The 13,319-nt window shown below is 63.3% G+C and carries 11 protein-coding genes; 5 read left to right on the top strand and 6 right to left on the bottom strand.

Annotated features, from left to right (window positions below; translation table 11 throughout):
* Window positions 1–2 precede the first annotated feature (2 nt).
* The 4 genes from ACN9MU_RS00895 to tatC all read left to right on the top strand — a co-directional run bounded on the left by ACN9MU_RS00895 (window position 3) and on the right by tatC (window position 1,951).
* Window positions 3–377: a histidine triad nucleotide-binding protein gene (locus ACN9MU_RS00895; RefSeq protein WP_130316485.1), complete on the top strand. Its 375-nt coding sequence runs from the start codon at window positions 3–5 to the stop codon at window positions 375–377.
* A gap of 74 nt (window positions 378–451) precedes the next feature.
* Window positions 452–685 (top strand): Sec-independent protein translocase subunit TatA, encoded by a 234-nt coding sequence (tatA, locus tag ACN9MU_RS00890; protein WP_426166610.1) that lies wholly within the window; start codon window positions 452–454, stop codon window positions 683–685.
* Between the two features lie 6 nt (window positions 686–691).
* Window positions 692–1,192 carry a Sec-independent protein translocase protein TatB gene (tatB, locus tag ACN9MU_RS00885; RefSeq protein ID WP_426166609.1) on the top strand — a complete coding sequence of 167 codons (501 nt, stop codon included), beginning with the start codon at window positions 692–694 and terminating at the stop codon, window positions 1,190–1,192.
* Entirely contained in the window at window positions 1,193–1,951 is a 759-nt protein-coding gene (tatC, locus tag ACN9MU_RS00880) for a twin-arginine translocase subunit TatC (protein WP_426166608.1), read from the top strand.
* Between the two features lie 3 nt (window positions 1,952–1,954).
* On the opposite strand, the gene ACN9MU_RS00875 is transcribed toward tatC, so the two are convergent.
* The 6 genes from ACN9MU_RS00875 to ACN9MU_RS00850 all read right to left on the bottom strand — a co-directional run bounded on the left by ACN9MU_RS00875 (window position 1,955) and on the right by ACN9MU_RS00850 (window position 11,700).
* Window positions 1,955–2,233 (bottom strand): hypothetical protein, encoded by a 279-nt coding sequence (locus tag ACN9MU_RS00875; RefSeq protein ID WP_426166606.1) that lies wholly within the window; start codon window positions 2,231–2,233, stop codon window positions 1,955–1,957.
* 72 nt (window positions 2,234–2,305) lie between these two features.
* Window positions 2,306–4,231, bottom strand: coding sequence for a DUF885 domain-containing protein (locus ACN9MU_RS00870; RefSeq protein WP_426166604.1), 1,926 nt, complete (start codon window positions 4,229–4,231; stop codon window positions 2,306–2,308).
* A 35-nt stretch (window positions 4,232–4,266) separates the two neighbouring features.
* The gene (locus ACN9MU_RS00865; protein WP_426166602.1) at window positions 4,267–4,692 is read right to left on the bottom strand and encodes a hypothetical protein; all 426 of its coding nucleotides are present in this window, start codon (window positions 4,690–4,692) and stop codon (window positions 4,267–4,269) included.
* Window positions 4,689–5,612 (bottom strand): DUF2785 domain-containing protein, encoded by a 924-nt coding sequence (locus ACN9MU_RS00860; RefSeq protein ID WP_426336729.1) that lies wholly within the window; start codon window positions 5,610–5,612, stop codon window positions 4,689–4,691. Before ACN9MU_RS00860 ends, ACN9MU_RS00865 begins: the two co-directional genes overlap by 4 nt.
* 11 nt (window positions 5,613–5,623) lie before the next feature.
* Entirely contained in the window at window positions 5,624–9,787 is a 4,164-nt protein-coding gene (locus ACN9MU_RS00855; RefSeq protein ID WP_426336728.1) for an SNF2-related protein, read from the bottom strand.
* On the bottom strand, window positions 9,784–11,700 hold the full coding sequence (locus tag ACN9MU_RS00850) for a prolyl oligopeptidase family serine peptidase (protein WP_426319938.1): 1,917 nt from the start codon (window positions 11,698–11,700) through the stop codon (window positions 9,784–9,786). The genes ACN9MU_RS00855 and ACN9MU_RS00850 overlap by 4 nt, the downstream gene beginning before the upstream one ends.
* A 74-nt stretch (window positions 11,701–11,774) precedes the next feature.
* On the opposite strand from ACN9MU_RS00850, the gene hemE reads away from it, so the two are divergent.
* Complete coding sequence (gene hemE / locus ACN9MU_RS00845) at window positions 11,775–12,851, top strand: uroporphyrinogen decarboxylase (RefSeq protein ID WP_426343992.1); 1,077 nt, start codon at window positions 11,775–11,777, stop codon at window positions 12,849–12,851.
* Window positions 12,852–13,319: the final 468 nt, after the last annotated feature.

Below are 13,319 nucleotides of genomic sequence, written 5' to 3'. Positions count from 1 at the left end.
AAGTGGAAAATTGCTTGTTCTGCAAGATTGCAGCGAAACAGATCCCGTCGACCGTGGTGCACGAAGACGACGACTTGATGGTGTTTAAGGACATCCACCCGGCCGCGCCGGTACACTTGCTGATCATCCCGAAACAGCACTTGTCGACCCTGTCTGACTGCAAGCCGGAGCACGCGCCCCTGCTGGGCAAGATGCTGGCGCTGGTGCCGCAACTGGCTGAGCAGCATGATATTGCCGTTGCCTACGAGGCAGATGGCACGCCGACACGCGGCTACAAGACCCTGATCAACAGCGGTCCCGATGGCGGCCAGGAGGTGTACCACCTGCATATGCACCTGTACGGCGGCCCGCGTCCATGGCGCGGCATGCGGACTTGAGATTATGACAAGCACATGACAGGGTGCGCTTCGCGTATACTGTCCCAACGAATGATTTTTTTAGGGGTTTTGTAATGGGTTCTTTTAGCATTTGGCACTGGCTGATCGTTCTGGTGATTGTCATGCTGGTCTTCGGCACCAAGAAACTGGGCAATATCGGCTCCGACCTGGGCAAGGCCGTCAAGGGCTTCAAGGATGGCGTCAAGGGCGCGGATGAAGAGAAGCCGGCACAGCCAGCTCCTCCGGCAGCGCAGGTGACCGACAAGGGCACCATCGAAGTCGAAGCCAAGGAAAAGAATAAGCAGTAACCAGCAATGATCGACCTCGGTCTTACCAAAATCGCCGTCATCGGGGTAGTGGCCCTGGTCGTCATCGGTCCTGAAAAGCTGCCCAAGGTGGCGCGCATGGCCGGGACGCTGTACGGCCGCGCCCAGCGTTACCTGAACGACGTCAAATCCGAAGTCTCCCGTGAAATGGAGCTGGACGAGCTGAAGAACCTGCGCAAGCAGGCCGAAGAAGCCGCCAGCACCTTCAAGGACGAGATGGAAAACTCCATCGGCAAGGATATGCGGGAAGTGGAGGCGGCGTTTCGCAATGAAGACCCGGTCACGACGCCTTCGCTGGACCTGTACACCCCGACCAGCGAAGACATGGCGCGCAAGGCCAAGGATTTCCGCCGCAAGCGCGTGGTGCGCAGTTCTGCCGTGCCGTTGTGGTACAAGCAGCAGGCCGGCGTCCGCACCCACGTCATCTCCGGCGCGGCGCGCATGAAGCGCCACCGCCCCGGCAGCCGCAAGAACGCATCGTTTTTCTAAATGAGTCAACAAGAACCCGTCGAAGAGACCTTCATCAGCCATCTGGTTGAGCTGCGCGATCGCCTGGTCAAGGCCAGCATCGGCATCGTGGTGATGACGGCGCTGATCGGCTTCGGTATCGGCCCCTCCAAGATCTATGACTTGATCGCCGCGCCGATGATTGCCGCCATGCCGGTGGGCTCGAAAATGATCGCCACCAGCGTGATCTCGCCCTTCCTGGTGCCGATGAAGGTGACGCTGCTGTTCGGCTTCATCCTGTCGCTGCCGTGGGTGCTGTACCAGATGTGGGCTTTCGTTGCCCCCGGCCTGTACGCGCATGAAAAGAAGCTGGTCGCGCCGCTGGTGATTGCCTCCTCCGCCCTGTTCATGGCGGGTGTGGCGTTCTGTTATTTCCTGGTGTTCGGCAAGGTGTTCGCCTTCATCAACCAGGTGTCGCCGACTTCGATTGCGGTGATGCCGGATATCGAGAACTACCTCGACTTCGTGATGTCAATGTGCCTGGCTTTCGGCTGCGCTTTCGAAGTGCCGGTGGTGGTGGTGGTGCTGGTGCGCATGGGGCTGGTGTCGGTCGCCAAGCTGAGGGAATGGCGCGGCTATGTGATCGTGGCGGCCTTCGTGATCGCAGCGATCGTGACCCCGCCGGATATCGTCAGCCAGTTCTCGCTGGCTATCCCGATGTGGCTGCTGTTTGAAATTGGCGTGATCCTGTCGCCGATGTTCGTCAAGGCGACCACTGCACCGGAAGAAAAAGCGGACTAAGGATCAGAAGAAGATCTTTACCGTATTTGCGCTGACGAGTATCAGGGTAATGATATTCAAGACCCAGAGCGGCCGCATCTTCTTCGTCAGCCGCAACTCAAGTTCAGCAAGCAAAGTACGCATTTCTGCACGTGATATGGCTAGATCTGCATCATTCGCCACCGGTTGACTCAGCGCAAGTTTCAAAGCGTCGGCGTGCGCCTCGGCATGCTCACGCAGCACGCCAGCATCAACCAGTGTTTTAACGAATTGAGCTGTATCAAACTGGATCGGCATGGTCATGGCCACTCCCTCGATTCATGTTAGCAGAATCATCCCGCGGCGTGCGCGGGGCATGGGAGCAGCCTAGACTGATTACTGCATCAGCTCTTTGATCACGCGCACAGGTGCGCTGCCGTAGCTCAGGAAGTCTTCGTGGAAGTCTTTCAGCGAGAACTTGCTGCCCAGGGCGGCGCGGCGCTGCTCGCGCAATTCCATGATTTCCGAGTAGCCCGAGAAATAGCTAGTGAGCTGCACCGAGGTGAGCTGCGCGCGGCGCCATTTCTCTTTCGCTTCGGCGGCAGTCTGGAAGGCCTGGCGGGTCAGCAGGTCGATCGCCTCCGGCTCCGTCATGCCCTGCACGTGCACGCTGTAATCGAGGATGGTGTTGGTCACGCTGCGCAGGTTCCACTTCGAGTACATCAGCCACATTTCAGGCTCGTTGTTGCCGTAGCCCGATTCCAGCATCATGCGTTCGCTGTACACCGCCCAGCCTTCCACCATGGCGCCGTTGCCGAAGATCGACTTCACGATCGACGGCGATTTGTTGGCATACACCAGCTGCGCATAGTGACCAGGGATCGCCTCGTGCATGTTCAGGATCTGCAGGATCCAGTGGTTGTATTCGCGCAGCGTGGATTCGGCCTGTTCCGGCGTGGCGTCGTCCAGAGGCGTCACGTTGTAGTAGGTGCGGTCCTGCGGGCGGTAAGGGCCTGGAGCTTCGATGCTGGCGCCGGCCACGCCGCGCTGGTAGGCCGGCGTCTCGCGCACCACCAGCGGCTTGTTCGGATCGAGCGTCAGCAGGTCGTTCTTGACCACCCAGTCCTGCAGCACAGGAATCTGACGGCGGATCTCGGGGAAGAATTCTTCGCGCGCCACGTGCCTGGACGACAGCGTGTCGATCATCATGCCGATCTTCGCGAAGCGGTCGGACGGCTTGGCCTTGTCCGCCAGGTATTTCGGCCACAGGTCGTCCGAAATGCGGTCCATGTTCGACAGCAGTTGTTCGCGGGCCGCCAGCGCCTTCTGGTAAGTCTGTTCGGCATTGCTGCCGGACTGGATGTCGTAGCCGAACTTCGCTTCGTACATCTCCTTGCCGATGCGGAAGGAGCGCGCGCCGCTGACAGCCAGCGACTTGTCCAGCTCACCGAGCCAGGCTGCATAAGCCTCCACGGCTACCTTGGCGGCGGCGATACGCTGCGCGTACAGGTTCTTTTCGTTGGCATTGAGGATCGAGTCCTGTGCCTGCTTGTCCAGGTCGGCCAGCACGGCCAGCACGCCAGGCGCCTGGTCGATGGCCAGCTTCACGTGCTCGCGCGTTGGGTTCTTGATGTTGTTGCGTGCGGCTTCGTAATACGCCGGTACGCTGGCGATGCGGCGCAGCAGGGTGCGCAGGCGCTGCGGCCGTGCGGCATATTCGGTGTTCAGCACGAAGTCGATCGGGCTGGCGATGTTGTAGAGCGCGGGGTTCCATTCCCACTCGCGGAAAGTCGTCAGGTACCAGCGGTCCGAATTCAGCTTGTTCTGCAGCAGGCCAAGGTCGCTGCGCTGTTTCGGCGAGAGCTGCCTGGCGTCGATCTTGCCGAATTTATCCAGCCATTCGTCAATGAAGGCGAGTTGCTGGTCGCGGAAAGCCTGGTCGGGGACGCTTAGCTGCGCAGCAGTGTCGTACTTGCCGACGGAGATCGCAGTCTCCGGATCGATGCGCCACAGCGCGCCCAGGAACTGGTTGGCCTGGCTGTCGAAAGCCTTGTCCTGGCGGCGTTCAGCCGGCAGCGGCTTGCTGGCGACGGCCGGTTTGGCCTTATCCGCCCTGGATTTGCTGGCGGACTTGCCGCCGGACTTGCTGCCCTTGCTTGACCTGGACGACGATTTGCTCGTTTTGCCCTTGCTGCTGCCGGACTTCTTGCTGACGGCGGTTTTCGCCGGTGCATTGGATTTCTTGGCCTTCGTCGCAGCGTCGGCTGGCGACAGGGCCAGGCTCAACATCATCGCGGCGAGGGCGATTTTGGTCTTCATCATAATTCAACCTCTTGCTAGTGCAGCGTGGGAGATTATCACAAGCTGAGTGCCGTCCGCGCCTTGTCGGGGGCCATGCTTGCGGCTTCCGCGGCTGCATCGGGCGGGAGCCATTGTGGAAAAGGGATCTCCTCGTTGACATGCTTGCCGGTGGCGGTATGCACCTGCCGTACCCGCGCCAGCGCGTCGGCAGGCAGTTCGCCCGCCAACGCCGCCAGGGCGGGCCACAGGCGGCGGTGTACCAGCGTCAGTTTTCCCGCCAGCAGGCGGCAGACCAGAACGTCGTCGTGCTCCTGCACTTCGCTGAGCACCGCGAAAATGCGCTTGCCTTCAGGATGGCCCCACCAGCTCCCCTTGATCGGGGCGCCAGCGATGGCTTCGGTCAACGTTGGCACGTTGCCGCGCGCCGAGGCCAGCACGACACCGTGGTGTTCGACAAAGGCCAGGGCTTGTTGCACGTTCATTCGGCGGCCTGCTTCAATGCGCGCAGAAGCAGTGGCTTCAGGCAGTTGCGCTGCGCTTCGTCCTTGCTTTCGCTGATGTTGATGTAAAGCGGCTGCAGGAAGCCGTTCAGGTTGTGCTTGCGGGCCAGCCTGGCCTGCTGCGTGCCGCTGGATGCCGGTGCCGCGGCCAGGCGCGCAAACCAGGCGTCCCAGTCGCTGCATTGCAGCGATTTGGCGCGCGACAGGTAGAAGATGGGAGCCATCAGGCGTTCGCCTTCGCCATAGTGATAGAAATGCTCGCCTGGCGGCGCAACCTGGCTGGCGATGGCTGCCAGCATTTGCTCATGCTCGGCACGGGTCAAAGCTGGATTGAGCGAGAGCTGCAGCATGATGTCGGCGGCATGGGCAACGCCGTGGCGCCAGCCTTGCTTTTCGTCGAAACCGCGGTAGTCGTTCACGCCGCGCAGGTATTCCGTCGCGGCGCGCACCAGTTGCGCGCGCTGGTCGGTGGAGAGGTAAGGCTTGATGCGGTCCACCCGCGCCACGTCGGCCAGCACCAGGGCGGCGAAAGGGCGCGCGAAACCTTGCGGATCCGGCGCCTGCAGTTGCGCGGCCAGGCGGGTGCGCAGCTCCTGCACTGTGGCGGTATCGAGCTTGTCGGCGCGCATCCAGGCTTGCAGCGCTTCGAAGGCCAGTCCATCGCGCTCGACGGGATCGGGCGACGACAGGCAGGAGAGCGCTTGCAGTGCCAGCGCCTGGCGCTGGGCGTCGTCGGCGACGTGCCAGTTTGCGGCTTTCGCTTCGCGCAGCCCGGCGGCCGGACAGTTGGCGGTGGCGGCGGAACCGGAAACCGGCGCCCCGACCAGGCAGATTGCGGCCAGCGCAGCGGTCGTCGCGAGGTGGCGCGCCTTGGCGCATGCGGCGATGGATGTCAGTTGCATAGCATCTCCTGTCAGAAGCGGCGCAAGCTCTCGTGCAACATCGCAAGCATGTCCTCCGCCGTCATGCGAGCGGCGGTGTCGCTGCCATCGAGCAGGCTGTCGGCCAGTTCGCGCTTGTGGCCGTGCAGCTCGACGATGCCTTCCTCGATTGTATTGCGTGCCACCAGGCGGTAGATGGTGACCGGTCGCGGTTGCCCCATGCGGTGAGCGCGGTCGGAAGCCTGGTCTTCCACGGCGGGATTCCACCACGGGTCCATGTGGATCACGTAGTCGGCTGCCGTCAGGTTGATGCCGACGCCGCCGGCCTTGAGGCTGATCAGGAACACGTCGCCTTCGCCGGCCTGGAAGGCGTCTACCGACTGCTTGCGGGCCGCCATCGGCGTGCTGCCGTCGAGGTACTGGTACTGAATGCCGTTGCGGTCGAGATGGGCGCGGATCAGGGACAGGTGATCGACGAACTGGCTGAATACCAGCACCTTGTGGCGGTTCTCCAGCAATCCTTCCAGCAGGCGCGCGAAGGCTGCCAGCTTGCTCGACTCGAGGCGCAGCGAAGGCGCCACGAGGTTCGGGTTGCAGCAGGCACGGCGCAGTTTCATGATCTCCGCCAGGATCTGCATCGACTTCCGGTCCGCGGGACCTTCGATGGAGGCGAGGTTTTCCAGCGCCTCGCGGCGCAGCGACTCGTACAGCGCGGTTTCTTCCGGCGACAGGTCGACTTCCAGCACGATCTCGGTGCGGGCCGGCAGTTCGGTCAGCACTTGCGCCTTGGTCCGGCGCAGCACGAAAGGCCCGATCAGGCGGCGCAGGCGATTGCGCGCGCCGACTTCCGCCCGGTGGTCCTGCTGGCGCTCGATCGGGCCGGCAAAGCGCAGGTTGAACTGTTCGTGGCTGCCCAGCAGGCCAGGATTGATGAAGCGGAACAGGTTCCACAGCTCGCCCAGGTGGTTTTCCAGCGGGGTGCCGGTAGCCACCATCTTGAAGTCGCCTTTCAGCGCCATGACGGCCTGCGAACGCTTGGTGGCGGCATTCTTGATGTTCTGTGCCTCGTCCAGCACGATGGTGTGCCACTTCGGCTTGGTGAACCGTTCCGACTCCAGTTGCAGCAGGCCGTAGCTGGTGATCACCAGGTCGAACGGCCCGGCATTGGTGACGATATCGTCGCGGTCGCCGGTCGCATACATCTTCACATTCAGTGTCGGCGCAAAGCGTGCCGCTTCACTGGCCCAGTTCAGGCAGACCGAGGTCGGTGCCACCACCAGCGTCGGTCCCTGCGGCGCGCGCAGCAGCACCAGGGCCAGCGACTGCAAGGTCTTGCCCAGGCCCATATCGTCGGCCAGGCAGGCGCCGACGCCCCAATGCGCAAGGCGCGCCAGCCATTCGAAGCCAGCCAACTGGTAGTCGCGCAACTCCGCCTGCAGGGTGCTTGGCAGTTGCGGCGTGTAGCTGGCACTGGCCTCGATGCGCTGCAGGTGTTCGCGCCACATCGCATCTGCTTCCACCATGCCGACATCGTTGGCAAGTTCTTCCAGCACGAAGGCGGCCAGGCGGTGCACTTTCATGCCGGCGTCGTCGTCTTCGCCATAGGCGGCCAGTTCGGACAGGCGGCGGTGCAGTTCTTCCGAAAGAGCGAGGAACTCCTTGTCGCCCAGCGCGATGAAGCGGCTCTTGCTGGCCCGGATCATGTCCAGCAGCGAGCGCAGGTCCAGCACGCGGTCTTCGTCGACCACCAACTGGCCGCTGGCGGCGAACCAGTCCTTCTTGCTCTTGATGTTCAGGCGCAGCTGCTTGGTGTATACGGGCTTGGTAAGGCGGAAGGTTTCGCCCTCCGGCCACGCCAGCACCACCTTGTCGGCGCCCTGCTCCTGCAACTCGGCCAGCAGCTGCAGGCAGAGCGCGGGCTCTCCCAGCAGCCATTCGCCATGCTCCTCGGTGGCCTGTTCCAGCACTTCGCACTTGAGCACCAGCTGGCGCTCCGCATCGCGTTCGCCCGCCAGGCTGCGGCGCGCCTGCATCGAGCGGCCATTGACGTCGGCGATCACGTTTTCGGCGCCGGCGCCCGGCGCGTAATACGGCCCCGCATCGCGCAGTGGACGCACCTGGATCTGCATCTTCAGGCCTTGCTGGTAAGGCAGCAGGTGGATGTGCAGGCGCGAGTCGGCATCGCACTGCTCGACACTGGCCGCGCCGCCGCCGATATCGGATTGCACGGTCACCATCGACGACACGGCGCCGATGGCCTTCAGCACCTGGTCCTTGGCATGCTCCGGCACTGTCAGGCCGTCACCGACAATGGCCGCGATGCGGCGATGCTCGTCCTGCACGCTGACCACGCGCAAGCGATTCGGCGCCTCGCGCAGCACGACCACATTGGCGTTCAGGTTTTCAATGGCAGGGTGCATTGCGAGGTGCAGCTGGCCTTTCTGAGTACGGATCAGCAATTCGGGTGCGCCGGCCAGCAGTTCGACGCGGGTATCCGGCGCGTCCATCCAGAACACCAGCGGGTGGCCGACCAGTGCCAATACCGCCTGGTCGATATCGATGTCGTAGCGCAGGCCGGACGAATAGGCCTGGCGCGATGGCAAGATGGCGCTGCCGACCCGCATGTCCTGCGGCGTCAGGAATTCCATCTGCGCTGCGTCGTCGCGCAGGCGCTTGAGCGCGACCGGGCGCGCCTTGCCCCAGGCGCCGCGCACGTCGCGTTTCTGCTCGCGCGGTTCAATTTCCGCGATGCCCTGGCGCTCGCCGTAACTGATTGCCCAGACCAGGCGCATTTCGCCGCCGGTCTCGGTGCCGCCCTGCTGCAGGTTGATCAGGGCTGCCAGTTGGCGTTGCCACGCTTCCTGGCGTTCGAACCAGGCGGCCATGTCGTCAAAGCCACGCTGCTCGCGCAAGGCCGCTGCGCGTCCCGCGGCCGCATCGTCGCCCAGGTGGCCAAGCAAGCTCTCTGCGCCTGCTGCCAGCAGCATGAAGCCCGCCGCCTCGGCAGCTTGCGACAGGTCCTGCAACTCGGCGCGGCGCTGCTTCAGTTGTGGCAGCGCGAGCCAGTAATACAGCATGCATTGGAACATCTGCGCCTGCAGCGGCGCTTCCCAGGCGCGCTGGGTGACCAGGTCGGCCTGCATGGTGCCGGCGCGGATCTGGCGCAGCATGCTCAGTTGCTGGTAGACGGCGCTGTCGGCGTTATGCTGGGCGTGCACGGCGACGTCGAGGTAGCTCTCCGCCGATTTCAGGTGTTTGGCGTCGCCGCTGCGCAGCAGGGCCAGCACGTACAGGTGGCCGGCGATCCCCTGGAACAGGTGTTTGCGCTTGCCGGATTCACGGCGGATCGATTTCAGCGCGGCTTCAAAGCCGTTGATCGCGCCGGCCACATCGCCGCGCAGCAGCATCACAGCGCTCGAGAAGCACTGCGCCAGTGCGCCGTCCATCCCTTCCAGGAAGCGCATGGCGTCGGCCAGCTTGCCGCACAGGATGGCGTGTTCCGCCATCGCCAGCCGCAACGCGGGGCTGGCTTCCTGTTCGGCGGCTTGGCGGCGCTGCAGGTGGCGTTCCGCATAGCCGCGCACCAGCGGCGCCAGGGCGGGTTCGCGCTGGGTGTGCTGGACCAGCAGCATCAGCACATCGTCCTGCAAGGCCGGATGCACCAGCAACAGCATCCCGGCTTCGAAAGGGCGCGAGAAGATGTCGACAATCGGATGCAGTTGCGCCGCTTCGTAGCACACCATGCAGGCGGACAGCAGCGGTAGCACATCCTGCGGCGGGCGCCCGCGCAGCATCGCCATGCGCAGGCGCGCCACGCCGTGGCGGTAGCTGCGCGGCTCGTAGGCGCCATTCCAGTTCTGGCGCATGGGATTGAGCGTCTCGTAAGCCTTGCAGATATCGTCCAGCAGGTGGGCGCCGATGGCGGCGCGAATGGCCGGCCAGCGCAGGCGGGCGTTGCAGACATAGCCGCGCCCCATCACCGCGGTGGTGAAGGCCAGGCGTTCCAGCTTGAGCAGCGGATCGTCCAGTGTCAGGGTGGTGAAGGGCTGGTCGTTCACATCGCGGATGCCGGCCGCCACCATGAGGTCCAGGATGGCGGTGCGGCCGATCGGGTCGCCCACCAGTGCCAGCAAGGCGAGAACGGCTTTTTCAGGCTGTTCGAGGGCCTCGAATTCCGCCAGCAGGGTGTCGCTCATCCGGTCAAGCCAAACATGCGTTGGTAGAAGTCCAGCTCCGCCTGCAGCGTGCGCACGATGGTGTCCGCTTTGCGGAAGCCGTGGCCCTCGCCTTCGAGTTCCACATATTCGACTGGAATGCCGCGCTGGCGCAGCGCGTTGACCATGGCTTCCGACTGCGGCGGCGGCACCACCTTGTCGTCCAGCCCCTGGAAGAAGATCATCGGGCGCGACAGGCGACCGGTATGGTTGATCGGGGAGCGCTCGGCGTACACCGCCTTGGCCTGTTCCTTCGGCGCGATCAGGTATTCGTTGTAGTGCGATTCGAATTTGTGCGAATCGTCATCCAGCCCTTTCAGGTCGGATACGCCATAGTAGCTGGCGCCCAGCTTGAATACATCGTGGAAGGTCAGCGCACACAAGGTCGTCAGGCCGCCCGCGCTGCTGCCGCGGATGATCAGGCGTTCGCCATCCGCCAAGCCCTGCGCCACCAGGTGGCGTGCGCCGGCGATGCAGTCCTCGACGTCGACAATGCCCCACTGCCCCTTCAGCGCATCGCGGAAGGCGCGGCCAAAGCCCGTGCTGCCGCCGTAGTTCACGTCCAGGACGCCGAAACCGCGGCTGGTCCAGAATTGCGTTTTCAGGCTCAGGGTGCTGGCTGCCATGCCGGTCGGGCCGCCGTGGCTGATGACGATGACCGGCGGCTTCTCGCCTTGCGGCGCGTGCACGTCCTGGTTGGCCGGCGGATAGAAGAAGGCGTAAGCGGTGCGGGCGCCGGCGCTCGGGTAGCTGATGCTTTCGGGGACGGACAGGTAGCCCAGCGCCGGCAGTCCGGCGATCGAGCGTTCCAGCACTTCGCGCGCGCCGCTTGCCAGGTCGATGCGGGCGATCTCGCTGGCGATGGTCGGGCTGCCTGCCAGCACGACCACATAGCCGTCGCCCACGCGCAGTTCGCGGATCTCCTGGTACGGCGTGGCGATGGGGGCCAGCACCGTGCTGCCAGCGTGCAGGCATGCCAGCTTGCTGACGCCGTGCTCGATATAGCTGCACACGATGTCGCCGTTCGCCCCAAAGCCGTACAGCGAATTGCCGAAGGTCCAGTGCGGCGTCGCAAACTCCGCCGCCATCGGGCACAGCGCTTCGACTGCGCTGGCCGTGCCGCCCGCGCCTTCGCGCAGGCAGTACAGGTTCCACCAACCGCTGCGGTCCGAGACGAAGTGCAGCACGCCGGCAGGCGACCATTCCGGCTGGCAGACCGATTCCTGGGGCCCGCCGGCCACGCGCGAAGGCGTGCCGAGACGACCATCGGCCTCCACATCCGCTACCCAAAGCTCGGTGCCCTGCCACGGCATGCGCGGATGGTCCCACGACAGCCACGCCAGGCGACGGCCATCCGGCGACAGCCTGGGCGAAGAATAGAAGTCATTGCCCATGACGAGTACGCGCTCGCCGCCATCAAAGCCAACTGCGCAGATAGTATTCACCGGTTGCGCATGCGAGCCATCATCCTCAGGATGCTGCTCGCGCACTGCGATCAGGCGCGCGTGCGCTTGGTCAAACACGAAATCGGCAAAGCGCTGGCGGCCGGGCGAGGTGAACGCTTCCGCGGCGCCGCCTGGCGCGAGCCGGTACAGCCGGTTGTCGGCATGGTGCGAGAACACCACCACGCCGCCCGCCACGGCATAAGCGCCGCCGCCATATTCATGAACGCGATTGCGCACGTTGAACGGCATTGGGGTGATTTCGGCGGCGCCGGCAGCGCCCTGGCGGCGCATCATGGTGGTGCGCCCCGCTTCGGACGCGCGGCCAGCCAGCCAGTAGATGTCCTCCCCGTCCAGGACGACCGAAGACAGCGGCGTAGCGCCCGCAGCGACCATTTCGGCGCTGATCGGCGATGGCCAGGTGCCAAAAGGCGCGGTGGAAGTGGAAGTCATGGGCGCTCCAAACGCGTAAAAACAGGGCAGGGATGCGATAATACCCCCTTTCTATCCGCTTTAGATTGTCTTTCATGCCACAACTTGCCCCGCTGAAGAACGACACCTTCCTGCGTGCGCTGCTGCGCCAGCCGACCGAGTACACCCCGGTGTGGCTGATGCGCCAGGCAGGCCGCTACCTGCCTGAATACCGCGCGACGCGCCAGAAGGCGGGCTCCTTCATGGGCCTGGCGACCAATCCGGACCTGGCGACCGAAGTGACCTTGCAGCCGATCGACCGCTATCCGCTCGATGCGGCAATCCTGTTCTCCGACATCCTGACGGTGCCGGACGCCATGGGCCTGGGCCTGTACTTTGTGGAAGGCGAGGGTCCGAAGTTCGAGCGTCCGCTGAAGACCGAGGAAGACGTCAAGGCGCTGCAACTGCCGCCAGCGGGCTCGCTGGACTATGTATTCAAGGCAGTCACCCAGATCCGCACCGAGTTGAATGGCCGCGTGCCGCTGATCGGCTTCTCGGGTAGCCCATGGACCCTGGCCTGCTATATGGTGGAAGGCCAGGGCTCGCGCGAATTCCACACCATCAAGAAGATGATGTACTCGCGCCCGGACCTGATGCACCACATCCTGGACGTCAATGCCCGCGCAGTCGCCGAATACCTGAACGCCCAGATCGACGCCGGCGCCCAGGCCGTGATGATCTTCGACTCGTGGGGTGGTGCGCTGGCCGATGGCGCCTACCAGCAGTTCTCCCTGCAATACATGCAGCAGGTCGTGAGCCTGCTGAAGCGCGAAAAGGATGGCGTGAAGATCCCCGCCATCGTGTTCACCAAGGGTGGCGGCCACTGGGCCGAGGAGATCGCCGCTATCGGCGCCGACGCCATGGGGCTGGACTGGACCGCCAACATCGGAAAGGTTCGCGAGCTGGTGGGGCACAAGATGGCCCTTCAGGGCAATATCGATCCGGCCATCCTGTTCGCCAACCCGGAGCAGATCGCGGCCGAAGTGCGCCGCGTGCTCGATTCCTATGGACCGCATGACAGCGGCCACGTCTTCAACCTGGGCCACGGCATTTCCCAGTTCACCCCGCCGGAGTCGGTGACGGTGCTGGTGGATACTGTCCACAGCCATAGCCGCAAGCTGCGTGGCGGCTGATCGCTGTAGTCCCGGTTCAAAGGGCGCTACGGCGCCCTTTTTTATTTCGTGCAGAAGCGACTTATACACAAAAATTTTTACTGCGGAAATAAGAGGCAGCAGCAAATGCCCTCCTCTCAGCGCATTCACAAGTAATTGATTTTTAAAGGCTTATTTTTTACTGCTTTAGGCAATGTTTCGGCTTTTGTAAACCTTATCCCAAGGTGAAAGCGAGCTTGTTGGGTCATTCTCCACAAAGTTATCCACAAAAACTGTGGAAAAAAGTCAAAAGTACTTTGTAAACCGGCACTTAGTAGGAATTTGTAGGAATTGTCTTAGCGTCATGTTGCATTGCATGATATTTCGCCAAGACTTTCGGTGGCGAAAACGCTTGCGGAAACACAAACCGTGCGGTGCCTGCCTGTGTACAATGCTTGGCTTGATGTTGTGGCGCACCAGGCACGTTTTCCGCTAAAAAAGCTGTAAAAA

Origin of the sequence: Pseudoduganella sp. R-32, assembly GCF_049913245.1 — a bacterium.
Lineage (GTDB): Bacteria > Pseudomonadota > Gammaproteobacteria > Burkholderiales > Burkholderiaceae_D > Rugamonas.
This window is presented reverse-complemented; position numbering and strand designations above follow the sequence as displayed.